The organism is Ruegeria sp. CI5 (genome assembly GCF_056536885.1).
In genome coordinates this window covers 23,837-49,427 of record NZ_JBQFQN010000003.1, presented here as the reverse complement: position 1 = coordinate 49,427, position 25,591 = coordinate 23,837, and the positions used below count along the sequence as shown (strand labels likewise).

At 61.4% G+C, this 25,591-nt stretch carries 24 protein-coding genes; 17 read left to right on the top strand and 7 right to left on the bottom strand.

Translation table 11 applies throughout. The features are described from left to right. Positions 1-10 precede the first annotated feature (10 nt). On the bottom strand, positions 11-1,879 hold the full coding sequence (locus ACR0BA_RS10905) for a 5'-nucleotidase C-terminal domain-containing protein (protein WP_480727920.1): 1,869 nt from the start codon (positions 1,877-1,879) through the stop codon (positions 11-13). Positions 1,880-2,052: 173 nt separating this feature from the next. Between ACR0BA_RS10905 and nudC the strand changes: the two genes are divergently transcribed. Both nudC and ACR0BA_RS10895 read left to right on the top strand, forming a co-directional pair. Further along, positions 2,053-3,036 (top strand): NAD(+) diphosphatase, encoded by a 984-nt coding sequence (nudC, locus tag ACR0BA_RS10900; protein ID WP_480727918.1) that lies wholly within the window; start codon positions 2,053-2,055, stop codon positions 3,034-3,036. 38 nt (positions 3,037-3,074) lie between these two features. Continuing rightward, complete coding sequence (locus tag ACR0BA_RS10895; RefSeq protein WP_480727916.1) at positions 3,075-3,542, top strand: SRPBCC family protein; 468 nt, start codon at positions 3,075-3,077, stop codon at positions 3,540-3,542. Between the two features lie 56 nt (positions 3,543-3,598). Here the strand turns inward: ACR0BA_RS10895 and ACR0BA_RS10890 are convergent, their stop codons facing one another. Further along, complete coding sequence (locus ACR0BA_RS10890; RefSeq protein ID WP_093964319.1) at positions 3,599-4,432, bottom strand: prephenate dehydratase; 834 nt, start codon at positions 4,430-4,432, stop codon at positions 3,599-3,601. A gap of 119 nt (positions 4,433-4,551) precedes the next feature. Here ACR0BA_RS10890 and ACR0BA_RS10885 point away from each other — a divergent pair, with 119 nt between their 5' ends. The 5 genes from ACR0BA_RS10885 (at position 4,552) to ACR0BA_RS10865 (ending at position 10,915) form a co-directional block, all read left to right on the top strand. Then, entirely contained in the window at positions 4,552-5,055 is a 504-nt protein-coding gene (locus tag ACR0BA_RS10885; RefSeq protein WP_170341467.1) for a c-type cytochrome, read from the top strand. A 172-nt stretch (positions 5,056-5,227) separates the two neighbouring features. Further along, positions 5,228-7,138 carry an extracellular solute-binding protein gene (locus ACR0BA_RS10880; RefSeq protein WP_480727914.1) on the top strand — a complete coding sequence of 637 codons (1,911 nt, stop codon included), beginning with the start codon at positions 5,228-5,230 and terminating at the stop codon, positions 7,136-7,138. Position 7,139: 1 nt separating this feature from the next. Beyond that, positions 7,140-8,234 (top strand): microcin C ABC transporter permease YejB, encoded by a 1,095-nt coding sequence (locus tag ACR0BA_RS10875; RefSeq protein WP_170341405.1) that lies wholly within the window; start codon positions 7,140-7,142, stop codon positions 8,232-8,234. Further along, positions 8,235-9,341 (top strand): ABC transporter permease, encoded by a 1,107-nt coding sequence (locus ACR0BA_RS10870; RefSeq protein WP_480727912.1) that lies wholly within the window; start codon positions 8,235-8,237, stop codon positions 9,339-9,341. Further along, on the top strand, positions 9,338-10,915 hold the full coding sequence (locus ACR0BA_RS10865) for an ABC transporter ATP-binding protein (protein WP_480727911.1): 1,578 nt from the start codon (positions 9,338-9,340) through the stop codon (positions 10,913-10,915). The genes ACR0BA_RS10870 and ACR0BA_RS10865 overlap by 4 nt, the downstream gene beginning before the upstream one ends. Here the strand turns inward: ACR0BA_RS10865 and ACR0BA_RS10860 are convergent. Together ACR0BA_RS10860 and hemN are read right to left on the bottom strand one after the other, a co-directional pair. Then, the gene (locus tag ACR0BA_RS10860; protein ID WP_480727910.1) at positions 10,912-12,840 is read right to left on the bottom strand and encodes an elongation factor G; all 1,929 of its coding nucleotides are present in this window, start codon (positions 12,838-12,840) and stop codon (positions 10,912-10,914) included. The genes ACR0BA_RS10865 and ACR0BA_RS10860 overlap by 4 nt on opposite strands. A 211-nt stretch (positions 12,841-13,051) precedes the next feature. After that, positions 13,052-14,407, bottom strand: a complete 1,356-nt coding sequence (hemN, locus tag ACR0BA_RS10855) for an oxygen-independent coproporphyrinogen III oxidase (RefSeq protein WP_170434050.1) — start codon at positions 14,405-14,407, stop codon at positions 13,052-13,054. A gap of 61 nt (positions 14,408-14,468) precedes the next feature. Between hemN and fnrL the strand changes: the two genes are divergently transcribed. Continuing rightward, positions 14,469-15,212, top strand: a complete 744-nt coding sequence (gene fnrL / locus ACR0BA_RS10850) for a transcriptional regulator FnrL (RefSeq protein WP_170360914.1) — start codon at positions 14,469-14,471, stop codon at positions 15,210-15,212. Here fnrL and ACR0BA_RS10845 read toward each other — a convergent pair. Beyond that, positions 15,209-16,081 (bottom strand): LysR family transcriptional regulator, encoded by an 873-nt coding sequence (locus tag ACR0BA_RS10845; protein WP_170588688.1) that lies wholly within the window; start codon positions 16,079-16,081, stop codon positions 15,209-15,211. The genes fnrL and ACR0BA_RS10845 overlap by 4 nt on opposite strands. Positions 16,082-16,179: 98 nt before the next feature. Between ACR0BA_RS10845 and ACR0BA_RS10840 the strand changes: the two genes are divergently transcribed. Both ACR0BA_RS10840 and ACR0BA_RS10835 read left to right on the top strand, forming a co-directional pair. After that, positions 16,180-17,502, top strand: coding sequence for an aminotransferase class I/II-fold pyridoxal phosphate-dependent enzyme (locus tag ACR0BA_RS10840; protein ID WP_480727909.1), 1,323 nt, complete (start codon positions 16,180-16,182; stop codon positions 17,500-17,502). Positions 17,503-17,560: 58 nt separating this feature from the next. After that, positions 17,561-17,815 carry a GlsB/YeaQ/YmgE family stress response membrane protein gene (locus ACR0BA_RS10835; protein WP_480727908.1) on the top strand — a complete coding sequence of 85 codons (255 nt, stop codon included), beginning with the start codon at positions 17,561-17,563 and terminating at the stop codon, positions 17,813-17,815. Between the two features lie 51 nt (positions 17,816-17,866). On the opposite strand, the gene ACR0BA_RS10830 is transcribed toward ACR0BA_RS10835, so the two are convergent. Further along, a complete protein-coding gene (locus tag ACR0BA_RS10830; RefSeq protein WP_170342393.1) occupies positions 17,867-18,706 on the bottom strand; it encodes a universal stress protein in 840 nt (279 codons plus the stop codon). Positions 18,707-18,902: 196 nt separating this feature from the next. On the opposite strand from ACR0BA_RS10830, the gene ccoN reads away from it, so the two are divergent. Genes ccoN through ccoP form a run of 4 tightly spaced genes read left to right on the top strand, consistent with a single transcriptional unit; the run spans position 18,903 to position 22,310 of the window. Continuing rightward, positions 18,903-20,510 carry a cytochrome-c oxidase, cbb3-type subunit I gene (gene ccoN, locus ACR0BA_RS10825; RefSeq protein ID WP_093964421.1) on the top strand — a complete coding sequence of 536 codons (1,608 nt, stop codon included), beginning with the start codon at positions 18,903-18,905 and terminating at the stop codon, positions 20,508-20,510. Between the two features lie 14 nt (positions 20,511-20,524). After that, positions 20,525-21,253: a cytochrome-c oxidase, cbb3-type subunit II gene (gene ccoO / locus ACR0BA_RS10820; RefSeq protein ID WP_093964330.1), complete on the top strand. Its 729-nt coding sequence runs from the start codon at positions 20,525-20,527 to the stop codon at positions 21,251-21,253. 11 nt (positions 21,254-21,264) lie between these two features. Further along, positions 21,265-21,450, top strand: coding sequence for a cbb3-type cytochrome c oxidase subunit 3 (locus ACR0BA_RS10815; protein ID WP_093964331.1), 186 nt, complete (start codon positions 21,265-21,267; stop codon positions 21,448-21,450). Continuing rightward, positions 21,447-22,310 (top strand): cytochrome-c oxidase, cbb3-type subunit III, encoded by an 864-nt coding sequence (ccoP, locus tag ACR0BA_RS10810; RefSeq protein WP_170342399.1) that lies wholly within the window; start codon positions 21,447-21,449, stop codon positions 22,308-22,310. Before ACR0BA_RS10815 ends, ccoP begins: the two co-directional genes overlap by 4 nt. Before the next feature lie 150 nt (positions 22,311-22,460). Here ccoP and ACR0BA_RS10805 read toward each other — a convergent pair whose 3' ends face one another. Then, positions 22,461-22,622, bottom strand: coding sequence for a hypothetical protein (locus tag ACR0BA_RS10805; protein ID WP_170364352.1), 162 nt, complete (start codon positions 22,620-22,622; stop codon positions 22,461-22,463). A gap of 99 nt (positions 22,623-22,721) precedes the next feature. Here ACR0BA_RS10805 and ACR0BA_RS10800 point away from each other — a divergent pair, with 99 nt between their 5' ends. The 3 genes from ACR0BA_RS10800 (at position 22,722) to ACR0BA_RS10790 (ending at position 25,588) form a co-directional block, all read left to right on the top strand. After that, on the top strand, positions 22,722-23,597 hold the full coding sequence (locus ACR0BA_RS10800; protein ID WP_480727906.1) for a LysR family transcriptional regulator: 876 nt from the start codon (positions 22,722-22,724) through the stop codon (positions 23,595-23,597). A 101-nt stretch (positions 23,598-23,698) separates the two neighbouring features. Continuing rightward, the gene (gene ccoG, locus ACR0BA_RS10795; RefSeq protein ID WP_480727905.1) at positions 23,699-25,126 is read left to right on the top strand and encodes a cytochrome c oxidase accessory protein CcoG; all 1,428 of its coding nucleotides are present in this window, start codon (positions 23,699-23,701) and stop codon (positions 25,124-25,126) included. 3 nt (positions 25,127-25,129) lie between these two features. Next, on the top strand, positions 25,130-25,588 hold the full coding sequence (locus ACR0BA_RS10790; protein ID WP_170364356.1) for a FixH family protein: 459 nt from the start codon (positions 25,130-25,132) through the stop codon (positions 25,586-25,588). The last annotated feature ends 3 nt before the right edge of the window (positions 25,589-25,591 follow it).

Here is a 25,591-nt window from a genome sequence, read left to right as displayed (position 1 = left end):
TGGCAACCCGTCACAAAGACAGGCGTACCCTAAGAAACCCGCGCGCGTCCTGCCCGTCGGTGGTGGCTGCAAAGTGGTCGAGCTCGCGCAGGTAGTTTGCAGCGCGTGGCCCGGTCTTCAGAATCACGGACCGGCCCGCCTGCGGAACAAAGGAAAAGCTTTGGGCGGTGTTTTCCACCGGATCCGGACCCAATCGTCCCGCCAGGTAGTCGCGCAAGATTCCCTGGAGGCTCAGCGGCGGCACCGGGATCAGGCGGGCCGGGTCTGGGACGGGAAAGTTGCCGCCGCCATTGGCTCGGTAGCTGTTTGATGCAACGACGAATTGTTCATCCGGATCGACGGGGCGGCCCTGAAAGGCAAGATCGCGCAGGCGGGAATGGGACGTGTCGATCAACTGGCCGCCTAAATCATATCGCGCGGGCTGGGTCAAATCGAACCTGTAGGTCACCCCATGCAGCACGTCGAAATTGTGCCCGGTGCCCTCGGGGTCGATCAGAACCTGCTCGTCGCTGTTGCCAAGTTGGGAAAACTGGGCAGCCGACATCTCCAGCCACTCGGCGATCTGGCGGCCATCCAGCAGCATGGCGGCCAGTTGGTTTGGAAACACATGCAAGTCCGAGACATGCCTTACGGTGACATCGCCAGCCGGGACTTCGGTGTAATGCCGTGGTCCGGCCCGGCCTCCGAATTTCGAAGGTGCGGCTGCGGACAGAACAGGGAGGGTTTCAAAGGTCGTTCCGGCCAGAACCGATCGCAGGGCTGCCGCCTGTGCTGCGGCGACCAAGTTCAGCCCCTGATCCACCCCGCAAAAGGTGAAATAGCTGTGTAGGGTACGATTGATCCGGCCCACCGGCTGGGCAGCGGCTTTGCGGGTCGCCTTATGGGCGGCGGCAAAAAGTTCGACCATCTCAGGGTCTTCAGGAACGACCCGAGCGCCGGTTTCAGCCCCGCCCGGGCAGATCGCGCGCAGATGCGCGCTGTGACCAGCAATTCTCACTTCTCCCGTGGCGTTCACGGCAAGCGTCAGGTCGATCACCCCCAAATGCGACCCCGCTGATCCGGGCATGACCAAGGGTCTGGCCAGCTGCGGGTTACCATCGCTTGGGTCGGGCAGTGTCAGGTGCGTGTGTCCGGCCACGATTGCATCAATACCGTCCAGAGCAGAAAGCTGTGCGACCACATTCTCCGACATCGGTGCGGCGTCGGGCTCGCCTAGGCCGGAATGTGCAAGAGCCACAATCAGGGCACAGCCCTGACGACGCAAATTCTCGGCCATCCGGCGCGCCGTAGCGACGGCATCCTCGGCTACGACCTGGCCTTGCAATTGTGGTGCTTCCCACTTCACCGTCTGCGGCGGCAGGATCGAGAAAACGCCAATTCGGACAGCAATGCTTTGGCCGTTGATGTGGACATGACGGGTCAGGATGGCCTGTTTCTGCCAAGGCGCGACCCCGGTCAGACACTGCATGTTGCTGCACAAAACCGGGCAAGGTGCCCGAGAAACGATCCGGCCCAGAGCTGGGAGACCAAAGCCGAAGTCGTGGTTCCCCAGCGCAATTGCGTCGTAGCCCAAGCGCCCAAAGGCGGACATCAAAGGGTGGGTCGTGTCGGTCTGTTCGGCCGCCCAGTCACCCAGAAGTGTCCCCTGAAGGGAATCGCCGTTGTCGAACAGCAGGACAGTTACATTCGCCTCTTCCGCCTCTTGACGTGCAGAGCGGATCAAACTGACGGTTCGGGTGAAGCCTACACTTGGTTCCGGCCGGTCCGCATAATAGTCGAAACTGGTCAGATTCATGTGCAGATCGGTCGTTGCAAGAATCCGGATGTGCGCGGTTTTTAAGTGGGGATGTACCTGAAGCAGGGAGGATTTCAGAGCCAATTTTCTTCTTTTAGGTGCTGTTGTGCATACGTTTTCACTGAAAGGTAGAATACAGGCAATCGTCCGGGCTTCCATGCGTCCTTTGCGACAACGATGCTTTTTGCGAGTGTGGATTCCCATTGCGCCAGTGCCCAAGTCGTGGCAGCCCTTGTGCAAATTCCAAAGGGACAGGCATGAAACGGGCGGAAAGCGTGACATTTGGCGGCTCTGGACTGGACCGGGCGGCGCAGATCCGTACCGATGCCAGAGCTTTGGAGGAAGCACGGTCCGATACTACGGCGCGGTGCATCCTTATGTGGCGGGGCAAACCGTTGGTCATGGGCGAAGCGCTGGACCAGTTGGCCTTGGTTCCGATAGACCACGATCTGGTTGAGAACGGACCCGGCGGGGCGATTGACCAACCGATCTTGCTGGGGCGCAGTGATGCGGGTGCGCCGCTGTTTGCAATGGACATTTCGAATTGGTCTGCCGACGGGTTGGACCTGTCGGGCGTTGGAGCGTTCGTGGACCGAACCGAACAGCAGCATCCGGGGCTGCCCGTGGGCCACGTGTTCGCCGAGCTTCGTCGGATCATGACCCGGCTGTCGGCCCGGGATGCCGAATTGGCAGCCACCGCCAAAGCCGTGATCGGCTGGCACGAGACGCACAGGTTCTGCGCGCGCTGCGGCAACCCGACCAACATTTCACAGGCGGGGTGGCAACGACTGTGCCCGGCCTGTGGCGGTCAGCACTTTCCACGGACCGATCCGGTGGTGATCATGTTGGTCACGCATGGCGATTCCGTCCTGATGGGCAGATCTCCGGGGTGGCCCGACGGCATGTATTCACTGTTGGCCGGTTTCGTCGAGCCGGGCGAGACCCTCGAAGCCGCCGTTCGGCGTGAGGTCATGGAGGAGGCCGGCGTTCCGGTCGGACACGTCAGCTATCTGGCAAGTCAACCCTGGCCATTTCCGTCGTCGCTGATGTTCGGGTGTGCAGCGCAGGCGCTGTCCCGCGAGATCACGATCGACCCGGTCGAGATCGAGGACGCGATGTGGGTCACCAAGTCCGAGATGATGCAGGCTTTTGCAGGCGAGCACCCCAAGCTTCTGCCGGCGCGGAAGGGGGCAATCGCGCATTTTCTTTTGCGTAACTGGCTTGCAGATACGCTGGACTGACGAAACACTGACACCCTGACTGAGCAGAAAAGGCCGACATGCAGGTTTCAGCACGCGAAGATATCCAGGCGCCGATCGATGCGGTGTTCGACATGGTCGCGGACTTCGAACGGTTCGAGCGCATGGCGATGCGCCGCGGTGTCGAGGTTCGACGCACCATCGAGATGCCGGGTCACTGGGTCGGGTCGTGCTGGGAAGCCGATATCATGATCCGTGGCAAGCCCCGCCACGTCGCGATCGAGGTGGCCGAGTTCGATCGCCCCACAGTCATGCGGTTTCGATCGACCAGCAAGGGGATGAACGGCCTGACCACGATTGATCTTCTGTCGCTGTCGCAAAAGCAGACGCGGCTGAGCATCGAGATGTCACTGGCCGCCAAGACCTTGCCTGCGCGTCTGCTTCTGCAGTCGTTGAAGCTGGGCAAGGCCAGATTCCGGCGCCAGTTCCAGATGCGACTGAGCGATTTTGCGCGCGAAATGGAAGAACGCTATCTGCACGGGGCTTGAGAGCCGGCGTTTGACTGGCGGTGAGCAGTCCCAAGCTGCCTGCGCGTGGGAGCAGACTAACCGCGTGGTCGAGCAGCGGGGTACACGCCCAGCACTTCCACATTCGTGGTGAAATGCTGCAGTTCATCCATCGCGAGCTGCACGTTGCGGTCTTCCGGGTGGCCGACGATGTCGGCGTAGAACTGAGTCGCCGTGAACGAGCCATCAACCATGTAGCTTTCCAGCTTGGTCATGTTGATGCCGTTGGTGGCAAAACCGCCCATGGCCTTGTACAGCGCCGCCGGAATGTTCCGGACCTGGAACACGAAGCTGGTGATCATCCCGTGCTCGCCACGGCGGCTGCGGTCGTCCTCGCGGGACATCACCAGAAAGCGGGTCGTGTTGTCGTCGCTGTCTTCGATGTGGCGCGCCAGCAGTTCAAGGCCATAGATTTCGCCAGCCAGTTCGCTGGCCAGGGCCGCCGAATGTTTCTCACCCGCTTCCGATACCTCACGCGCCGCACGGGCGTTGTCAGGGCTGACCCGCCCGCGGATGCCATGGGCCTTCAGGAAGCTTGCGCATTGCGGCAACAGCACCAGATGCGAATGGGCTTCAGTGATATCTTCGAGTTTTGCGCCCGGCACGCCCAGCAAGTTGATGTGAACCCGCACGAAGGCCTCGTCCACAATGTGCAGCCCGCTATGCGGCAGCAGGCGGTGGATATCGGCCACCCGTCCATAGGTGCTGTTCTCGACCGGCAGCATGGCCAGATCGGCCTCGCCCGAGCGCACCGATTCGATTACGTCCTCGAACGTTCGGCAGGGTAGGGCCTCCATATCCGGACGCGCATTGCGACAGGCTTCGTGACTGTAGGCGCCGGGTTCCCCCTGAAAGGCGATGCGTTTGGTCATTTGGTCGATTCCGTGCAACAAGTTCCAGAATTGGGCGTTTCGTCGCGGTGTCTATACCTTGCCTCTTGCAAGGGGAAGCCTTAGACACCCCGAAGACAGCTGAAATGGACTCGCGATCAATGTTCGACACGATGACAGTTACCAAGGCCGCAGCCGGCCTGTTCGGTGCCTTCCTTGTACTCCTCCTGGCAAAATGGGGGGGCGATGTTCTCTACCATGTCGGCGGGCACGGCGAAGCCGCCTATGTTATTGAAACCGAAAGCTCGGGCGAAAGCGCTGACGGCGAAGAAGTGGTCTTTGCCGACCTGCTGGCCGCAGCTGACCCGGAAAAGGGCGCGAAGGTTTTCCGCAAGTGTTCGGCTTGCCACAAGCTGGAAGAAGGCGCCAATGGCACCGGTCCTTACCTGTATGGCGTCGTGGACCGCCCGGTCGCAGCGGCTGCGGGCTTCGGCTATTCGGCGGCGATGCAGTCGCATGGCGGCAACTGGACCCCGGAAGAGCTGGATGCGTTCATTGCAAACCCCAAAGGCTATATCCAAGGCACTTCGATGAGCTTTGCCGGTCTCAAAAAGGCTCAGGAACGCGCAGACCTGATCGCGTACCTGCAGACGATTGGCGGCTGATCTGCCCATCCAGACACCGAAATGCGAAAGCCGCTGCCTTGTGCAGCGGCTTTTTTTATCTGAGCGAAACTTCACAAAGCGCTCACGCATTCTAAACTTGCAAGTGTCAGTGCTGGGCTTTTAGCTTGCGCACAAGGACATGGACAGAAGACAACATCGAAGGATGACCCGTATGATTTCCCATCTGCCTGGCGCGCGCGAAGAAGGTTTTCGTCATTGGGTCGCGGCATTGGGCATTTCGGCGGCGTTGGTTCTGGGGCAGGCTGGGCCAGTCCGGGCCGACGAGGACCAGATCATTCGCAGCCATGGCTACTCGTACTTCGGCAATCTCGACTACTCCGCCGACTACACGCACCTGAACTATGCCAATCCGGATGCACCCAAGGGCGGCGAGCTGTCATTGGCCGCATCGGGCACGTTTGATTCCCTGAACCCATATTCGCGCAAAGGTCGCCCCGGAGCGTTGACGACACTGCAATACGATCGGCTGATGGACAGCACCGATGACAGTGTCGGTCAGTACTACGGCGTATTGGCCGAGAGCCTCGAGTATGACGCCGACCGCAACTGGGTCATTTTCCACCTGCGCCCCGAAGCGACGTTCTGGGATGGCACGCCTGTCACCGCCGAGGATGTGGTCTATAGCCACCGCCTGTTCATCGAACAGGGCCTGCCGTCGTACGCACAGGCCGTCGGGCGGATGGTGACCGGCGCCGAGGCACTGGATACGCATACAGTCAAGTTCACGTTCAATCCCGAATTGACGGCCCGCAGCCGGATCGAAACCGTCGGCGCGACGCCCGTATTCTCGAAAGCGTGGTTCGAGGCCGATCCGTCCCGTCGCCTCGACGAGCCGCGCCTGGAAGTCGCCGTTGGATCTGGGCCTTACAAATTGGACAGCTACGATATCAACCGGCGCATCGTCTACAAACGCCGGGACGACTACTGGGGCAAGGACTTGCCGTTCAACAAGGGCCGGTACAACTATGATACCATCCGAGTCGAGTATTTCGCGGACCAGACAGCCGCCTTTGAAGGCTTCAAGGCAGGCGAATACACGCTGCGGATCGAAAGCGATCCCAAACTGTGGGCGACCGGCTATGACTTCCCCAAGTTGAAAGAGGGCTACGTTGTCAAGGACGCGATCGCGAATGGCAGCCCGCCGACCCCGTCGGGCTTTGTGTTCAACCTCGCGCGTCCGCAATTTGCGGACAAGAATGTTCGAAAGGCACTGGCGCTGGCATTCAACTTTGAATGGGCCAATGAGTCTCTGCTTTTCGGGCTGAACTCGCCCCGCGATTCGTTCATCGAAGGCACGCCGCTTGAAGCGATGGATACACCGCAGGGGGCAGAGCTGGCATTTCTGCAAGCTTTGGGTGACGTGGTTCCACCCGAACTGTTGTCCGAACCGGTGACGACCGTTCACGAGTCCAACCCGGCGCGCCTGAACGATCGGCGCAACCTGCGCAAAGCCTCGAAACTGTTGGACGAAGCCGGATGGCCTGTGGGCGACGGCAACTTGCGCCGCAATGCTCAGGGTCAGACCCTTCGGGTGAACATCCCCTATCCGTCCAACCTGCCGACATCGACAGCCACGATGATCGAGACCTTTGTCCAAAACCTCCAGGCGCTGGGCGTGGATGCGTCGGCCGAAAAAGTCGACCCGGCGCAGTACACCCTGCGCAGCCGCGAGCGTGACTATGACATGGTTTATTCGACACGCTATGGCGCGTTCCTGTCCACTGGTGGCGGCCTCAGTCAGATGTATGGCTCGAAAGAGGCCGAGTTCAGCCTGTTCAACCCGGCAGGCCTTGCCAGCCCGTTGGTGGACGCCATCATCGAGGCATCTTTCGCGACCAACAATCAAACCGATCAGGATGCAGCGCTTATGGCCTTGGATCGCGCCTTGCGCTATGAGTTCTTCATCATACCGGATGGGTATATCGCGGAATACTGGACAGCCTACTACAACATGTACGAATACCCCGATCAGTTGCCGCCCTATGCGCTGGGATACCTTGATCTGTGGTGGATCAATCCCGAGAAGGAAGCGGCCCTGAAAGCAGAAGGCGCGCTGCGTTAACATGGGCGCATATATTCTTCGACGCCTGTTGCTGGTCATTCCGACCCTTCTGGGCATCATGATCGTCAACTTCACGCTGGTGCAGTTCGTGCCCGGCGGTCCGGTCGAGCAGATCATCGCCCAGATCGAAGGGCAGGGCGATGTATTCGCGGGTTTTGCGGGGTCCGGTGACGCGGGTGCCGGGGCCGAACCCGGCGGTGGCGTTTTCGATGACAAATACGTGGGCGCCCGCGGCCTACCGCCGGAATTCATCGCCGAACTGGAGAAAGAATTCGGCTTCGACAAACCGCCGGTCGAGCGGTTCCTGAACATGATGGGCAACTATCTGACGCTGGATTTCGGCGAGAGCTACTTCCGCTCGGTCTCGGTGATCGACCTGGTGCTCGAGAAGATGCCGGTCTCGATCTCGCTGGGCCTGTGGTCGACGCTGATCGCCTATCTGGTCTCGATCCCGCTGGGCATCCGCAAGGCGGTCAAGGATGGTTCACGCTTTGACACATGGACCAGCGCGACCATCATCGTGGCCTATGCGATCCCCGGCTTCCTGTTTGCGATCCTGCTGCTGGTGCTGTTTGCGGGCGGCTCCTACTGGCAGATCTTCCCGCTGCGCGGGCTGACCTCGGACAATTGGGAGGACCTCAGCCTGCTGGGCAAAGTGGCCGACTACTTCTGGCACATCGCCCTGCCGACCATCGCACTTACGATTTCCGCGTTTGCCACGCTGACGCTGCTGACCAAGAATTCGTTTCTGGACGAGATCAAAAAGCAATACGTCATGACCGCTCGCGCCAAGGGGCTGAGCGAGCAGCGCGTTTTGTACGGCCACGTATTCCGCAACGCGATGCTGATCGTGATCGCCGGCTTCCCGGCGGTGTTCATCGGCGTGTTCTTCGGCGGGTCGATCATCATCGAGACGATCTTCTCGCTGGATGGCCTCGGTCGTCTGGGCTTTGAGGCCGCAGTGGCGCGCGATTATCCGGTAATCTTCGGGACGCTGTTCATTTTCGGTCTGCTCGGTCTGGTCGTCGGTATCATCAGCGACCTGATGTATGTGCTGGTCGATCCGCGCATCGATTTCGAGAAACGTGAGGGGTAAATGGCACTTTCTCCTCTGAACCAGCGCCGCTGGCGCAATTTCTGCCGCAACCGCCGGGCCTTCTGGTCGCTGATCATCTTTTCGGTGCTGTTCGGTCTGTCGCTGTTCGCGGAATTCATCGCCAATGACAAACCGATCCTTGTGAAGTATCGGGGCGAGCTCTATGCGCCCATCTTCAACTTCTACGCCGAGACCGAGTTCGGCGGCGACTTCCAGACCGAGGCGATCTACCGCGACCCCGAGGTCCGCTGCCTGATCGACAGCGGCGGACTGGATGACTGTTTCGATGACCCCGAAGGCATCATCGAGCAGATTGAGGCGGGAACGTTCCAGGCCGAGGGTTTCGAGCGTGGCTGGGCCATCTGGCCGCCGATCCCCTATTCTTTCAACACCAGCGTCGATCGTCCCGGCGCCGCGCCCCTGCCGCCCAACGGGCAGAACCTGCTGGGCACCGACGATACCAAACGTGACGTGCTGGCGCGCGTCATCTACGGATTCCGCCTGTCGATCCTGTTCACCCTGATCGTCACCGGCGCGGCCAGCCTGATCGGTATATTTGCCGGCGCGCTGCAGGGCTTTTTCGGCGGCTGGCTGGACCTGATCTTCCAGCGCATCATCGAGATCTGGTCGGCGACGCCCTCGCTTTACGTCATTATCATCATGTTCGCGGTGCTGGGGCGAAGTTTCTGGCTGCTGGTGTTCCTCATGATCCTGTTCTCTTGGACAGGTCTGGTGGGCGTGGTGCGGGCCGAGTTCCTGCGCGCCCGCAACCTGGAATATGTGCGCGCGGCCAAGGCGCTGGGCGTGGGCAACCTGACCATCATGTTCCGCCACATGCTGCCCAACGCGATGGTGGCCACGCTGACCTTCATGCCCTTCATCGTTACCGGCACGATCGGGGGGCTGGCCAGCCTCGATTTTCTGGGCTTCGGTTTGCCGTCCTCGGCGCCCTCGCTGGGCGAGTTGACACTGCAGGCCAAGCAGAACCTGCAGGCGCCATGGCTGGCCTTCACTGCCTTTTTCACCTTTGCCATCATGCTGTCGCTGCTGGTCTTCATCTTCGAAGGCGTGCGTGACGCGTTCGACCCGCGAAAGACCTTCTCATGAGCTTGCTGGATGTGAAAAACCTCAAGGTCTCGTTCCGTCAGGACGGGCAGGTGACCACGGCGGTTCGGGGCGTGTCGTTCCATGTCGATCGCGGGGAAACCGTGGCGCTGGTGGGTGAATCCGGGTCGGGAAAATCGGTCACCGCGCTGTCCACCGTGTCGCTGCTGGGCGACAGCGCGATCGTCGAAGGGTCGGTTACCTATGACGGTCAAGAGATGATCGGCGCATCCGAGCAGCGCCTGATGGAGGTGCGCGGCAACGACATCAGCTTCATCTTCCAGGAGCCGATGACCTCGCTGAACCCGCTGCACACGATCCAGAGGCAGATGGCGGAATCGCTGGCCCTGCACCAGGGTCTGACGGGCGACGCGGCGCGCGCCCGGATCGTCGAATTGTTGAACAAGGTCGGTATCCGCGACCCCGAGGAACGGCTGGACGCCTATCCCCATCAGCTGTCCGGCGGACAGCGGCAGCGGGTGATGATCGCCATGGCGCTGGCCAACAAGCCCGACATCCTGATCGCGGACGAGCCGACCACTGCGCTGGACGTGACGATTCAGGCGCAGATCCTCGAACTGCTGGCCGAACTGCAGAAATCGGAAAACATGGGGATGCTGTTCATCACCCATGATCTGGGCATCGTGCGACGCATCGCTGACCGGGTCTGCGTGATGAAGGATGGCGAGATCGTCGAGACCGGCCCCGTGGCCGAGATCTTCGACAACCCTCAGCACCCCTATACCCGCAAGCTGCTGGCGGCCGAACCCACGGGCATACCCGACCCGATCGACCCCGCCGCCGAAGAAGTGGCCCGGACCGAGCATCTGAAGGTCTGGTTTCCGATCCAGCGCGGGTTCCTGAAGCGCACGGTCGGCTATGTGAAGGCGGTGAACGACGCCACACTCAGCGTGCGGGCGGGCGAAACCGTTGGGATCGTGGGCGAAAGCGGCTCGGGCAAGACCACGCTGGCGCTGGCGATCATGCGGCTGATCGCCTCCGAGGGCGGGATCACCTTCCGCGGGCAGGATGTGCGCCGCTGGTCCACGCGCGAGCTGCGCCGCTTGCGCAAGGACATGCAGATCGTGTTTCAGGACCCGTTCGGCAGCCTCAGCCCGCGGATGACCTGCCAGCAGATCATTGCCGAGGGTCTGGCGATCCACAAGGTCGACCCGCACCGGGCCCCGCGCGAACTGGTGGCCGAGGTGATGACCGAGGTGGGTCTGGACCCGGCGGCCATGGACCGCTATCCGCACGAGTTTTCGGGCGGGCAACGCCAGCGCATCGCGATTGCCCGCGCCATGGTGCTGCGGCCCAAGCTGCTGGTGCTGGATGAACCCACCAGTGCGCTGGACATGACGGTGCAGGTGCAGATCGTCGAATTGCTGCGCGACCTGCAGAAGAAATACGGGCTGGCCTACCTGTTCATCAGCCACGACCTGAAGGTGGTGCGGGCGATGTCACACAAGGTGATCGTCATGCGCAACGGAGACGTGGTCGAGATGGGCGCTGCCGAAGATCTTTTCGTCAACGCCCAGGATGACTATACCCGCGAACTGATCGCTGCGGCGGGCTAGGCGTTGGCCGCTTCGCGCGCCGCCGATTTCGGCACCGGGCCGCGCAGCTCTTCATAGTGGTCGAACTGCAGCTTGACCCAGCCGGTGCCGCGTGTGGCGCTGGCCAGTGTGCGGTGTAGTTCGTCCTCGGCCACGGCGGGCAGTTGGGCGTTGAATATCTCCCAGCCCGGCGCGTTCGGGTTGCCCTCGAACCCCAGTACCTGCCCCTGAAGCGAGCTGATCGTGGGCACCAGATCGCCCACGAAGGCCGACGGAACATGGATCTCGGCGTTCAGGATCGGCTGCAAAACAACCGGCTTGGCCTGTGGCAAGGCTTCGCGCACGGCGTTCTTGCCTGCCGTCCGGAAGGCAAAATCGGAACTGTCTACGTTGTGATGCTTGCCGTCATGCAGGGTGACCTTCACATCCACCACCGGAAAGCCCTCGGGGCCCTGCGCCAATGCATCGACCGCGCCTTGTTCGACCGAGGGGATATAGTTCTTGGGCACGGCGCCGCCCTTGACCACCTCGTCGAATTGAAATCCCGATCCGCGCGGCAGCGGCGCGACCGAGATCACCACATCGGCGAACTGCCCCGCTCCGCCGGATTGCTTGCGGTGGCGGTGTCGGTGTTCGACCGTGGCGCGGATGGTCTCGCGATACGCGGTCTCGACCGGAGAGGTTTCGATCTCGATCCCGAAATCCTCGGCCAGCTTGGCGACCACCCGCCGCATGTGCTGCGGCCCTTGGGAACCGAGAACGGCGTGGCCGCTCAGCTCGTCCTGTTCCAGCGTCAGGCCCGGGTCGATCTCGACCAGCCGGGACAGCGCGTTGGACAGGCGCACGTCGTCGCGTTCATGGGCCGGCGAAACCACCTGCCGATAGGCGACCGGATGCGCCGTGGCCCAGTCCGGCAGCGGCGTGGAGCCGCTGCTGTCATAGATATTGCCGGGGTTGAGGTGATCGGATTTCACCGCCAGCCCGATCTCGCCGGCCTTCAGCCCGTCGATCTGGGTCTTGGCGTCCAGCGCGGTCAGGTTGCCAACGGTTTCGCCGCCCAGCGGGTCATGCGCCTTGATCCCGTCGCCCAGCCCCCGCAGGACGGTGATCTTGCCGATGTGCTTCTTGACGTCGGCAAAACCTGCGATGGCGCTGGCGGCCTCTGGCGCCGCGTCGCGGTCGGCGGCGATGTCGAACTCGGGCGCCTCGTGCCGCAGGGCCTTCATCAGGCGGGTCAGCCCGTTGCCATGGCTGGCCGCGCCCAGACAGGCCGGGATCAACTGATGGTTCTGCAGGACCTGCGCGGCCAGGTCATAGACCTCGGCGCTGGGCGGTTGCTTGTCCTCGATCAGCTGCTCAAGCAGGTGGTCGTCGAAATCCGACAAGGTTTCGAGCAGTTCGGTGCGGGCTTCGGCCTCGCGATCGGCCACCGATTGCGGCAGTTCGATCAGCGCCGAGGGCTGACCTTCCTGATATTTCCACGCGCGCTCCGAGATCAGGTCGACGGCGCCGACGATGGTTTCGCCTTCACGGATCGGCACCTGTCGCAGGGTGATGTGATGGCTGCAATAGGTCTGCAGCGCGGCGATGATGTCGCGGATGCGGCCGTTGGGGTTGTCCATCCGGTTGATGAACAGAAAGCAGGGAATGCCCGCCTCCTCGACCAGCCGCAGATAGGGGGCACACAGAACCGCCGCGTCCGGGTCCGGCGGGACCACCACCACGGCCGCGTCGGAAATGGCCATGGCGGGTCCGGCATAGGCCAGCGCATCGCCCCCGCCATCCACGTCGATCGCGCACCACGGTTCGTCCAGATAAGAAAAACCGTGCAGATGCACGGTTCCGGACAGGTCGAATGTGGTGGGCCGGCCATCAAGGCGACTGATGGCCTCGACCAGTGTTGTCTTGCCCGATTGGCTGGGGCCGAGGACGGTAAAAACGCGCATGGGTGCTGTCCCTTCGTCAAGTTGCAGAGTGGTTGCACGAAAGGAGCTGTCGAACGCGGATGCGCCGGCGAGTCTGTCTGAATGATGGCCTGCCTCGGCGTCGGGCGGCCTGCCGCCCGCCTTCCGAGTGTGGGGAAAACCCCCCGCGCGCGTCAACCCCCCGCTTTTTTGCATTGTGGCGACTGGCCGGCTTGCGGCCTGTCGCCCGTCGTCAGATCGCCGAACTGTGGCCTGCCTTGCTCAGGTCATAAGCGTCGAAGGTCCGGGCGATCATCCGAGCCAAGGCGCGCGCTTCGGGCGGGATGAACAGCCCGTCATCGGTGATTTGCAACAACCCGTCGAAGGCGTCATTGGCGCGCTGGTACATCGCCTTCAGCTCGGCCGCCGAGATGTCGTGGTCGCGCAGGATCTCGGCCGTTTCGATGCGGAAGTCGCACATCAGGGCCTCGATCAGGCGGGCGCGCAGAATGTCCTGATCCTTGAACAGATGCCCGCGCGAGGTCGAGAACCGGCCATCGCGCACCGCTTTGGTATGGGCCGACGTGGCCGGTGCATTCTGCGCATAGCCCTGCGGGAAGCGCGAGATCGAACTGGCGCCGACGCCAATCAGAACCTCGGCCTGGTCGTCGGTATAGCCCTGGAAGTTGCGTTTCAGCCGCCCGGCCTTCAGCGCGTGGGTCAGCCCGTCATCCTTGGTGGCGAAATGATCGATGCCGATTTCTTCGTAATTGTCCCACAGGAACAGACGGCGCGCGGTGTCGAACAGATCAAGCCGCTGTTCCGGCGTCGGAAGGGCGTCGGACGGGATCAGCTGCTGGCGTTTCGCCATCCACGGCACATGCGCGTAGCCATACAGGGCCACCCGGTCGGGGTTGAGGGACAGCAGCTTCTGCACGCTTTCGGTCATCCGCGCCTTGGTCTGGTGCGGCAGTCCGTACAGGATGTCGGCGTTCAGGCTGGGCACACCGCGCTCGCGGATCATGTCGATCGCCTCGCGGGTGGTGTCATAGCTCTGGATGCGCCCGATGGTCTTCTGGATCTCGTCGTCGAAATCCTGAACCCCGATCGAGGCGCGGTTCATCCCGGCTTCGGCCAGCGCATCCAGTCGAGCGGCATCCACCTCGTTGGGGTCGATCTCGACCGAGAATTCCGCGTTGGGTCCAAGTGGGACGATGCCCAGAATATGTGCAGCCAGTTCACGCATCAGGTCGGGGTTCAGCAGCGTGGGCGTACCCCCGCCCCAGTGCAGGCGCGACAGGGTCACCCCGCTGGGCAGGCGCGCGGCCAGCAAGTCCAGCTCGGCCTTGAGGACATCGACATAGGCGATGACGGGGTTGTCGGTCTGGGTGCCCTGAGTGCGGCAGGCGCAGAACCAGCACAGCCGGCGACAGAACGGCACATGGACATAGAGCGAGATCGAACTGCCCGGCCGGATGGCGGAAATCCAGTCGCTGAACATGTCGGGCCCCACGTCATTGCTGAAGTGGGGGGCGGTCGGATAGCTGGTATAACGCGGTACCTTCGCGTCAAATAGTCCGAGCTTTGCCAATTGAGGTTTTACTATCATGACGACACCGGTATAGGCTCGACGACCAGAAAACCTTGACCGAGATCAAGTGGACGCGCGCATGACACTTAATACCCTCGTTGACCACTCCAATTGCGAAGATTGCCCAATTCGGCATCGAGCCGTCTGCGCGCGCTGCGATGCGGACGAGTTGGTCGCGTTGGAAGAAATCAAGTATTACCGCAGCTTCGAGGCCGGTCAGACGATCATCTGGTCGGGCGATCAGATGAATTTCGTAGGCTCGGTTGTGTCCGGGATCGCGTCTCTGACCCAAACCATGGAGGACGGGCGCACCCAGATGGTGGGCCTGCTGCTGCCCAGCGACTTCGTAGGGCGGCCGGGGCGCGACTCGGCGCCTTATGACGTTCAAGCGACCACTGACGTGGTCATGTGCTGTTTCCGCAAGAAACCGTTCGAGGACCTCATGGGCAGCACGCCGCATATTGCCCACCGCTTGCTGCAGATGACGTTGGACGAGTTGGACGCGGCGCGTGAATGGATGCTTGTTCTTGGCCGCAAGACCGCGCGAGAGAAGATTGCCAGCCTGCTGTCGATCATCGCGCGCCGGGATGCGTCTGCCAGCCAGAAGGGCTCATCCGGCCCCATCGTCTTCGACCTGCCGCTGACCCGCGAGGCGATGGCCGACTACCTTGGTCTGACGCTCGAGACCGTCAGCCGTCAGATTTCTGCGCTGAAAAAGGATGAAGTGATCCTGCTGCAGGGCAAGCGCCACGTGACCGTTCCGGATATCGGCCGCCTGATGGAAGAGGCCGGGGATGATTCGGACGGTGGATTTCTGGTCTAAGCGGTTTTTCTGAGCCACTCGACGACGCGCCCGACCGGTGTCTGCGATCGGACGGCACGTGGCGACCACAGCTTGAGCCTGTCGGGAAGAGTGACCACCGTTTCGAACGGAGCCACCAGTCGACCGCTGTCCAGATGCGGCTGAACCAGCGCCTTGTGTCCCATCAACACACCCGCACCGTTCAGCGCTTCTTCGACGGCCAGCGCGTACAAAGAGAAGACCGGCCCGCGGGGTGTGAACGCCCATCCGGGTCGCGCCGCGGCCACCCAGGTTTGCCAATCGTCGAACCAGGTAGAGTCGGACAGGCAGGTCACATTCGCCAAGTCCTCGGGCGTAGTCAGGCGACGCGCCAAGGCCGGCGCGCAAATCGGAAAGATGGCGTCTTCGGCGATGGGGTCCCCCAAATCTCCGCCAAAAAACAGGTAGATGTCGAAGGGCGCGCGCTTGAGGTTGGGCGGGGTTTCCTCGGCCGTGAGCGAAACTTCGATTTCCGGCTCTGCGGCTCGAAGTTCGGGCAACCTTGGCGACAGCCACAGCTGTGCAATCGATGGCAGCGTCACGATATGCACCACCTGCGGCTGTGCCTGGGCGCGCATGGCCAATGTGGCTTGTCCCAAGGTGTCGAAGGCCTTGGTCAGGTCCGGCAATGCCTTCTGTCCCAGCGCGGTCAGGGCAACGCCTCTTGCGGTGCGCTCGAATAGGGGCGCACCCAGTTCGTCTTCCAACGTTTTGACATGGGCTGATACCGCCCCTGCGCTGACGCCAAGTTCCGTAGCCGCGGCCGAGAATCCTCCCAGGCGGGCTGCGGCCTCGAACGCACGCAGCGCGTTCAGGGGCAGGGGCTTGGGGCGCGGTGGAGCAACGGGCATGGATTTAGGCTCAATTTTTCTGACCCTAATTTTTCGCAAAACTGATTTGCGCGCAAGTCAGGATCTTTGCATCGTTGGCCGCAAAGACGGAGGATCAGATGCAGCACCTTGCTCACCGTGCCTGGGTTCCGGGCCACTGCGAAAACCTTGTTCAGACCATCGCCCGGAAGCTTTCCAACAGCAGCTCGGAAGCGATCGAGGCCCGGATCGACGCGCTGATCGCGCGAAACTCGGATATTCACGATGCCGAGTGTTTCAATCTGAACCCGGCGACAAATGTCATGAATCCGAGGGCCGAGGCAGCACTGGCCGCGGGTCTGGGCAGTCGTCCATCTTTGGGCTATCCGGGCGACAAATACGAGATGGGTCTCGAGGCCATCGAGGAGATCGAGGTGATCGCGGCCGAGCTTGCGGCCCGCGTGTTCAACGCGCGATACGCCGAAATCCGAGTGGCATCCGGCGCCTTGGCTAATCTGTATGGCTTCATGGCTCTGACACGGCCGGGCGATACGATCATCGCGCCTCCGGCCGCGATCGGCGGGCACGTGACCCACCATGAGGGTGGCTGCGCGGGGCTTTATGGTCTGCAAACGGTCGATGCGCCAGTGGATGCGGACGGGTACAGTCTGGATCTGGCCGCGCTGCGCGACATGGCCAGAACGCACCGGCCCTGGTTGATCACCGTTGGTGGCTCGCTGAACCTGTTCCCGCATCCTGTGTCGGCCGTGCGCGAAATTGCCGACGAAATCGGGGCCAAGGTTCTATTCGATGCGGCCCACCAATGCGGGATCATTGCCAGCGGGGCTTGGGCGAACCCGTTGGATGAAGGCGCGCATCTGATGACGATGAGCACGTACAAAAGCCTCGGCGGCCCGGCGGGTGGGCTGATCGTCACCAACGACGCCGAAATCGCGGAACGGCTGGACGCCATAGCATTTCCTGGAATGACGGCCAATTTCGATGCTGCGAAATCGGCGGCTCTGGCAATCTCGTTGCTGGACTGGGTCGACTTCGGGCCGGCCTATGGACAAGCAATGATCGATCTTGCGCAGGCAATGGCCAGCGAGATGGAAGATCAGGGATTGCCAGTGTTCAAAGGGGCTAGTGGAGCCACCGCCTCGCACCAATTCGCGCTGAAGGCCGCAGACTATGGGGGCGGGCAGGCGGTTTCAAAACACCTGCGGCGGGCTGGATTCCTGGCATGTGGTATCGGTTTGCCGATCGCCTCGGTTGCGGGTGACATGAACGGATTGCGGATCGGAACGCCCGAGTTGGTCCGGCGGGGCGTGACCCCCGAACATGCCGGAGAACTTGTGGCCCTGTTCGCCGAGGCGCTGTCGGCCGATGATCCCGCATCGGTCGCGCCCAAGGTGCGGGATCTACGATCCGGGTTCCAAGGGATGCACTACGTTCGTGCGTGACCCAACGGCCCGGCCGTGTTCTAATGCCTTTGCGTGAAACAATATTCAGGAGCAAGGCATGGAATTCAGTAGCCTATTGGCAATGCTGTTTGTCGGCGCGATCGCGGGCTGGTTGTCGGGCAGGATCATGAAGGGCCGCGGCTTTGGCGTGATCGGGAACATCATCGTCGGGATCGTTGGCGCTTTTCTCGCCGGAACGATTTTTCCCGCGCTCGGGTTTTCCGTCGGCGGCGGTATGATGTCGTCGATCTTCTTTGCAACGATCGGAGCCGTGATCCTTCTGTTCCTGATCGGTTTGGTCAAAAAGGTCTGACGAAATAACCGCCCCGTCTGGGGCGGATATTTCTTTTGCCGTGCCCGCAGTTCAGTGGGCCAGGAAAACCGGAACCGAGGACTGTTCCAACATGTTCCGGGTCGCGCCACCCAGAATAGCCTCGCGGAACCGCGAGTGACCATAGGCGCCCATCACGATCATGTCGGCTTCGACGTCTGCGGCGTGACGGTTCAGAATGTCGGACACACGCGTCATCGTCTTGCTCAGCACGTCGATTTCGCATTTCACGCCATGGCGAGACAGCATTTGCGACAGCATACCGCCCGGGTCCGAGCGATCAGGGCCGTGACGCGGCGGATCGATCACAACGATCCGGGTCAGCTCGGCCGCTCGCAGGAACGGCAGCGCGCGCCGAATGGCATTCATCGCCTCGACACTCTCATTCCAGCCGATCAGCACTGTCCGAGGGCTGGCGAACGGTTTCGCGTCATCCGGGACCACCAGAACCGGGGCGTGACCCTCGAACATGGCGGCTTCGATGATCGGTTCGGCCTCGGCGCCGCGATCTTTGCCATAGGGCTGCGGCAGAACGACAAGGTCCGAGAAACGGGCCCGATGCGCGACGTGCCGACCCAGGTCGGCGATCTGCGCCACGCCGTTTTCAGCGGACCAGCGTACGCCTGACTTGCCCAGGAAATCCTCGGCAAAGGCAAGCACTTCATCGGCCTCGGCATTTGCACGCTTCAAGGTCTCCTGAAGGATCAGGGCGTTTGCGCCCGCGTAGTAGTAGCCGGTCTGGCTACGGTCGACACCGAGGCACAGCGCTTCGGCATGGCCGTCCTGCGCTTCGGCCAGGGCGACCAACTGGGCCAGAGCCGGCTTGGCAAACTTGGTTTCCGTCATGACGGTGAGAAGAGATTTATAAGCCATTTCGACCTCGTGTTTCGGGTTCTGAAACCTGTGCGACCAGGTAACCCATTCATTTGCTTATGCCTGTCACAGTTTTCAGGCTATTGTCTTGATGCAGATCAAAGCAGCATTGGTTGTGCATGGATCATACAGCAACCAGTCAACGAAAGCTCTATGCGGCACAAGAATCGCCCGGAGCATGGCAAAGGGACGCAATATGTCGAATTACATCAAGCTGATCGCGCTTGGTCTGGTCGTGCTGTTCGCAGCGATCGGATCCAACTATGCGCGGGATTTGGCGTATCAGGTGCACGCGATACTGGTGATGCTCATCGCCGGTGGCCTGTTCATCTGGACGCTGCGAAACACGGATGAGCCGGATATTCTTGTCGATCGTTCGGGTGAGTACATGGATGGCGTGATCCGCTATGGCGTGATCGCAACCGCCTTTTGGGGTGTCGTAGGGTTCCTGGTGGGAACTTTCATCGCGTTCCAGCTGGCCTTTCCGGTGCTGAACTTCGAATGGGCGCAGGGGCTTCTGAACTTTGGCCGGTTGCGCCCGCTGCACACATCAGCGGTCATTTTCGCGTTTGGCGGCAACGCCCTGATCGCCACATCCTTCTATGTCGTGCAGCGCACAAGCGCCGCGCGTCTGTGGGGCGGCAACCTGGCCTGGTTCGTGTTCTGGGGCTATCAGCTGTTCATCGTTCTTGCCGCGACCGGCTATGTGTTGGGCGGGACCCAGTCCAAGGAATATGCCGAGCCTGAATGGTATGTAGACCTGTGGCTGACCATCGTCTGGGTGGCCTATCTGGCCGTGTTCCTGGGGACGATCGTCAAGCGGAAAGAGCCTCACATCTATGTGGCGAACTGGTTCTACCTGGCGTTCATCGTCACCGTAGCGATGCTGCACCTGGTCAACAACATGACCATTCCGGTCAGCATCTGGGGTTCGAAATCGGTCATCGTCTGGTCTGGTGTGCAGGATGCCATGATCCAGTGGTGGTATGGGCACAACGCCGTGGGCTTTTTCCTGACTGCGGGCTTCCTGGGCATGATGTACTACTTCATTCCCAAGCAGGCCGAACGCCCGGTCTTCAGCTACAAACTGTCGATCATCCACTTCTGGGCGCTGATCTTCCTGTATATCTGGGCTGGTCCGCACCACCTGCATTATACCGCGCTGCCTGACTGGGCCTCGACGCTGGGCATGGTGTTCTCGGTCGTGCTGTGGATGCCTTCGTGGGGTGGCATGATCAACGGTCTGATGACCCTGTCGGGCGCTTGGGACAAGCTGCGTACCGACCCGGTCATCCGCATGATGGTGATCTCGGTCGGTTTCTACGGCATGTCCACCTTCGAAGGTCCGATGATGTCGATCCGCGCGGTGAACTCGCTGTCGCACTACACCGACTGGACCATTGGTCACGTACATTCCGGCGCGCTGGGCTGGAACGGCATGATCACCTTTGGTGCGCTGTACTTCCTGGTGCCGGTTCTTTGGAAGCGCGAGCGTCTGTACTCGCTGCAGATGGTCAGCTGGCACTTCTGGCTCGCCACCATCGGCATCGTGCTCTACGCCGCGTCGATGTGGGTCACCGGTATCATGGAAGGCCTGATGTGGCGCGAGGTGGATGCCAACGGCTTCCTGGTGAACTCGTTCGCCGACACCGTGGCGGCCAAGTTCCCGATGTATGTGGTGCGTGCGCTGGGCGGTGTTCTGTTCGTCGCTGGTGCGCTGATCATGTGCTACAACCTGTGGATGACCGTCCGGCGGGCCCCGGCCAAAGAGGCCAGCCTGACCGTCGCGGTCCCGGCTGAATAAGGAGGGCCGGAGCAATGGCAATTCTCGACAAACACAAGATCCTCGAGACCAACGCGACCCTCCTGCTGATCTTCAGCTTCCTGGTCGTGACCATCGGTGGCATCGTTCAGATCACTCCGCTGTTCTACCTTGAGAATACAATCGAGAAGGTGGAGGGCATGCGCCCCTACACCCCTCTCGAGATGGCGGGGCGTGAGATCTACATCCGCGAAGGCTGTTATGTCTGCCACAGTCAGATGATCCGCCCGATGCGGGACGAGGTCGAGCGCTATGGCCACTACTCGCTGGCGGCTGAGTCGATGTATGACCACCCGTTCCAGTGGGGGTCCAAGCGCACCGGGCCGGATCTGGCCCGTGTGGGTGGCCGCTACTCGGATCAATGGCACGTGGACCATCTGCGTGATCCGCAATCGGTGGTGCCGGAATCCGTGATGCCGAAATACGGCTTCCTGGAAAACCGCAAGATCGACGGCCGGTATATCGGTGACATCATGGCCACCAATGCGGTTTTGGGCACGCCTTACACGGATGAGATGCTGGAAAACGCAGTTGCCGATTTCCGGGCGCAGGCCGATCCGGACAGCGACTATGACGGGCTGCTGGAGCGTTATGGCGAAAACGTCAACGTGCGCAACTTCGATGGTCAGCCGGAACTGACTGAAGCCGATGCGTTGGTTGCATATCTGCAGATGCTGGGAACGCTGGTCGACTTCTCGACCTTCACCCCGGATGCAAGCCGCTAAAGGAGGGTGTGATGGAAGAATACACGATCCTGAGGCAATTCGCGGATAGCTGGATGCTGCTGCTGTTGTTCGCCTTCTTTGTCGGCATCGTCATCTGGGTGTTCCGCCCCGGTGCCAGCAAGGAATACAAGGACACCGCAAACATCCCGTTCCGGCATCAAGACAAACCCGCCACATCCGAGGAGGCGCGGAAATGAGCAAGACACCTGAAAAACAGCCGGGTGATCCCAAGACGACCGGTCACAGCTGGGATGGCATCGAGGAATTCGACAATCCGATGCCGCGTTGGTGGTTGTGGACCTTCTACGCGACCATCTTCTGGGGTGTGATCTACACGATCATGTATCCGGCGTGGCCGCTGGTGCAATCCGCAACCGCCGGTGTGCTTGGCTGGTCCTCGCGTGAGTTGGTGCAGAAGGAGATGGTTTCGTTTGAAGAGGCCAACGCTCCGTGGAACGCCAAGCTGGTCGAGACACCGCTGGATGATATCGCCAAGGATGCCGAGCTGCAGCAATATGCGGTCAACGCCGGTGGCGCCGTGTTCCGCACCTGGTGCGCTCAGTGCCACGGTTCGGGCGCGCAGGGCGCAAAGGGTTTCCCGAACCTTCTGGACGACGCCTGGCTGTGGGGCGGCACCTTGGACGACATCGTCACCACGGTCAGCTACGGCATTCGCAACGAAGAAAGCGACGACGCGCGCTACTCCGAAATGCCGGCATTCGGCGAGATCCTCGAGCCCGAGGAAATCACCCAGGTCGTGCAATATGTGATGTCGCTGACCAACGCCCAAACCGACGATGCTGCGGCGCAGGCGGGCAAGGTTGTCTACGAGGACAACTGCGCGGCCTGTCACGGCGAAGACGGAAAGGGCGATATCGCGCAGGGCGCACCGAACCTGACGGATGCGATCTGGCTGTATGGCGGCGATGAGAAAACGCTGACCGAAACGGTGACCTACAGCCGGTTTGGCGTCATGCCCCCCTGGGACACGCGTCTGACCGAGGCGCAGATCCGCGCCGTGTCGGCCTATGTCCACCAGTTGGGTGGCGGTCAATAAGATCCGAGAACACCTTCGGGCGGCGTGCCGCCCGAAGGCCTAGGTGCCGGCTGTTCCATCTGTTCGCGCGTTTCCTGAACAGCCGGCACCGCATTTTCCGAAAATAGTGCTGACAATGGCCCCGGTCCAGCGCGGGCACGCAATCTGATCCTAAAGGTTGCGCGGATCCAACTCGCGGCTCTTGCTGACCCACCAGTGTCCGGCGGGCAGCCATCTTTTCCTTTTTGGCGCATTCGGTTTGGGCGCGTCGCGCAGCTTGGGTGCGTTCAACCGCGTGGCGGTCATGAAGGAAGCAGCGTAGATGTTCAGCATGGTCTTTCTCCTGATGCGATGAACTCGGGTTCCAGCATCGGCTCTTGACCGGATATTTGCGACTCAATTACCGTGTTCAGATGTAAGCAGAGGTTACATATGGACTGGCTGAACCTTCCGCCACTATCGGCGCTACGGGCTTTCTCTGCTTTTGCTGAGCACAGAAATATCGTCAAAGCTGGCGATGCGTTGAATGTAAGTCATGCCGCCATAAGCCAGCAGTTGCGGGCGCTTGAGGCGCATATGGGCGTGACCCTGTTGGACCGGTCGGGCAAGACTCTGGTCCTGACGTCGGATGGCGAACACCTGGCCCGCAGCGTTCAGCTGGGGTTTGGCGCCATCCATGCGGCGGTCTCGGACTTGGTGCGCGCGGGAGAGGATCGGCCGGTACACGTCTCGCTGACCTCCTCATTTGCTGCTTCATGGCTGATGCCGCGGCTGCCGATTTTCCGGTCGGATCACCCGGGGATCGATCTGACCTTGGATCCGTCACCGGAACTGGTCGATCTGCGCCCCGGCGGGGTGGATGTCGCGATTCGATACGGGGCAGGCGGTTGGCCGGGTGTCCGGTCCGAGATGTTGTTGAAAACCCCGATGGTCATCGTTGCCGCGCCCAGTCTTCTGGGTTCCAGGTCCGAGTGGCCGCCGGCTGATCTGGCCCGTTTGCCGTGGCTGGAAGAGGTGGGCACGACCGAAGCCAGCACATGGCTGGCACAACATGGGGCGGCCATGGACCCAGGCGCCGGGCGGACCAGTCTGCCGGGCAATCTGGTCCTTGAGGGCGTGCGCGCGGGGCAGGGTGTCACGGTGACGGTGCGACATTTCGTCGAACGTGATATCGTGGCCGGAAGACTAGTTGAACTTCATGTCGCACCGGACGCCCGAGGCTACCACATCGTGACGGCGCAAACGCCGCAGAGAAAGGCGGTGAAGACGTTCGTCGGGTGGCTGAAACGCCAAGCGAACCAGGTGTGACAAAAGGTGTCTGCGCGATGCGCTTTTGACCCATGTCAAAGTTGTCCGGTGTATGATCTGGAACAAGTCGCCCGACAAACAGCAAGATCCGGAGCCATGCCGTGAGCGATCACACCCCAGCCCCCAGCCTTTACGCCGCAAGGGAACCGATCTTTCCACGGCGCGTTTCCGGCAAGTTTCGGAACCTCAAATGGATCATAATGGCCGTCACGCTTGGCATCTATTATGTGACGCCGTGGATCCGGTGGGATCGGGGGCCCAGCCTCCCGGATCAGGCGGTGCTGCTGGATCTTGCGAACCGCCGCTTTTACTTCTTCTGGATCGAGATCTGGCCACACGAATTCTACTTTGTGGCCGGTCTGCTGATCATGGCCGGCTTGGGCCTGTTCCTGTTCACGTCGGCCTTGGGGCGGGTGTGGTGCGGCTATGCCTGCCCACAGACGGTTTGGACCGACCTTTTCATTCTGGTCGAGCGCTGGATCGAAGGCGATCGAAACGCCCGCCTGCGCCTTCATCGTCAGAAGAAGCTGGATTTCCGCAAGGCCCGCCTGCGATTGACCAAATGGGTGGTCTGGTTCCTGATCGGTCTGGCGACCGGCGGCGCCTGGGTATTCTATTTCGCGGATGCGCCGACCCTTGCGCGGGACCTTGTGACTGGCAACGCTCATCCGGTCGCCTATACCACCATGCTGGTTCTGACCGGCACGACCTTTTTCTTCGGCGGGTTCGCGCGAGAGCAGATCTGCATCTATGCCTGTCCGTGGCCGCGAATTCAGGCGGCGATGATGGACGAGGACACTCTGGTGGTCGGCTACCGAGAGTGGCGGGGCGAGCCGCGCGGCAAGGGCAAACGGACGGCCGACTCTGAACTGGGCGACTGCATCGACTGCATGGCCTGCGTCAATGTCTGCCCGGTGGGGATCGACATCCGTGATGGCCAACAGCTGGAGTGCATAACCTGCGCGCTGTGCATCGATGCCTGCGACGACATGATGGCCAAGATCGGCAAGCCGCGCGGTCTGATCGACTATATGGCGCTCAGCGACGAAACGCGTGAACGCGCGGGCCACCCCCCAAAAAATGTGTGGAAGCACATCCTGCGGCCCCGGACGATCATGTATACCGCGCTTTGGTCGCTGGTGGGTTTTGGCCTGCTGTTTGCGCTGTTCATCCGGTCGGATATCGATCTGACGGTGGCGCCAGTGCGCAATCCGACATTCGTGACCATGTCCGACGGTTCGATCCGCAACACCTACGACGTGCGGTTGCGGAACAAGCATGGCGAAGACCGCCTGTTCAAACTGTCTCTGGTCGGTGATCCAAGTCTGCAGGTTCAGATTGAAGGAACGGAACTGGATACGGTAAACGTAACTGCGGACACGGCGCAGTTGACCCGGGTCTACATCGTCGCCGCGAAAGACACAGCGCCCGCATCGGCGGAAACGACACCGGTCCGGATCTGGGTCGAAGACCTGCAAAGCGGCGAGCGCGCCTACAAGGACACTACGTTCAACGGGCGGGGGAACTGAAACATGGCCGAGCGCAAATTCACCGGAAAGCACGCTCTTGCGGTTTTTGTCGGGGCCTTCGGGGTCATCATCGCCGTCAATCTGGTGCTGGCCTACAAAGCAGTCGCGACATTTCCCGGGCTCGAGGTCAAAAACTCATACGTTGCCAGTCAGGAGTTCAATGAAAAGCTGCAGGAGCAGCAGTCTCTGGGCTGGGATGCAGACGTGGAAACCAAGGGCGGCCTGCTGATCCTTCGCATCACGGATGCGCAAGGCGTGCCTGTGCGGGTGGCCGAACTGCAGGCCGTGGTCGGCCGCGCAACTCATATGCGCGAGGATTTTTCGCCGGACTTCACCTTTGACGGTGTGGCGTATTCCACCCCGGCGACACTTGGAAAAGGCAACTGGAATGTCCGTATCGTCGCGCGCGATGCGGACGGCGCGGAATTCAGTCGGCGCATTCCGTTGTACATCAAGGGTTAGGCT

Excerpts from the sequence above, each read along its gene's own strand:
- nudC (WP_480727918.1), top strand. The coding sequence starts at position 2,053 with ATGAAACGGGCGGAAAGCGTGACATTTGGCGGCTCTGGACTGGACCGG.
- ACR0BA_RS10895 (WP_480727916.1), top strand. The coding sequence starts at position 3,075 with ATGCAGGTTTCAGCACGCGAAGATATCCAGGCGCCGATCGATGCGGTG.
- ACR0BA_RS10890 (WP_093964319.1), bottom strand. The coding sequence starts at position 4,432 with ATGACCAAACGCATCGCCTTTCAGGGGGAACCCGGCGCCTACAGTCAC.
- ACR0BA_RS10885 (WP_170341467.1), top strand. The coding sequence starts at position 4,552 with ATGTTCGACACGATGACAGTTACCAAGGCCGCAGCCGGCCTGTTCGGT.
- ACR0BA_RS10880 (WP_480727914.1), top strand. The coding sequence starts at position 5,228 with ATGATTTCCCATCTGCCTGGCGCGCGCGAAGAAGGTTTTCGTCATTGG.
- ACR0BA_RS10875 (WP_170341405.1), top strand. The coding sequence starts at position 7,140 with ATGGGCGCATATATTCTTCGACGCCTGTTGCTGGTCATTCCGACCCTT.
- ACR0BA_RS10870 (WP_480727912.1), top strand. The coding sequence starts at position 8,235 with ATGGCACTTTCTCCTCTGAACCAGCGCCGCTGGCGCAATTTCTGCCGC.
- ACR0BA_RS10865 (WP_480727911.1), top strand. The coding sequence starts at position 9,338 with ATGAGCTTGCTGGATGTGAAAAACCTCAAGGTCTCGTTCCGTCAGGAC.
- ACR0BA_RS10860 (WP_480727910.1), bottom strand. The coding sequence starts at position 12,840 with ATGCGCGTTTTTACCGTCCTCGGCCCCAGCCAATCGGGCAAGACAACA.
- hemN (WP_170434050.1), bottom strand. The coding sequence starts at position 14,407 with ATGATAGTAAAACCTCAATTGGCAAAGCTCGGACTATTTGACGCGAAG.
- fnrL (WP_170360914.1), top strand. The coding sequence starts at position 14,469 with ATGACACTTAATACCCTCGTTGACCACTCCAATTGCGAAGATTGCCCA.
- ACR0BA_RS10845 (WP_170588688.1), bottom strand. The coding sequence starts at position 16,081 with ATGCCCGTTGCTCCACCGCGCCCCAAGCCCCTGCCCCTGAACGCGCTG.
- ACR0BA_RS10840 (WP_480727909.1), top strand. The coding sequence starts at position 16,180 with ATGCAGCACCTTGCTCACCGTGCCTGGGTTCCGGGCCACTGCGAAAAC.
- ACR0BA_RS10835 (WP_480727908.1), top strand. The coding sequence starts at position 17,561 with ATGGAATTCAGTAGCCTATTGGCAATGCTGTTTGTCGGCGCGATCGCG.
- ACR0BA_RS10830 (WP_170342393.1), bottom strand. The coding sequence starts at position 18,706 with ATGGCTTATAAATCTCTTCTCACCGTCATGACGGAAACCAAGTTTGCC.
- ccoN (WP_093964421.1), top strand. The coding sequence starts at position 18,903 with ATGTCGAATTACATCAAGCTGATCGCGCTTGGTCTGGTCGTGCTGTTC.
- ccoO (WP_093964330.1), top strand. The coding sequence starts at position 20,525 with ATGGCAATTCTCGACAAACACAAGATCCTCGAGACCAACGCGACCCTC.
- ACR0BA_RS10815 (WP_093964331.1), top strand. The coding sequence starts at position 21,265 with ATGGAAGAATACACGATCCTGAGGCAATTCGCGGATAGCTGGATGCTG.
- ccoP (WP_170342399.1), top strand. The coding sequence starts at position 21,447 with ATGAGCAAGACACCTGAAAAACAGCCGGGTGATCCCAAGACGACCGGT.
- ACR0BA_RS10805 (WP_170364352.1), bottom strand. The coding sequence starts at position 22,622 with ATGCTGAACATCTACGCTGCTTCCTTCATGACCGCCACGCGGTTGAAC.
- ACR0BA_RS10800 (WP_480727906.1), top strand. The coding sequence starts at position 22,722 with ATGGACTGGCTGAACCTTCCGCCACTATCGGCGCTACGGGCTTTCTCT.
- ACR0BA_RS10790 (WP_170364356.1), top strand. The coding sequence starts at position 25,130 with ATGGCCGAGCGCAAATTCACCGGAAAGCACGCTCTTGCGGTTTTTGTC.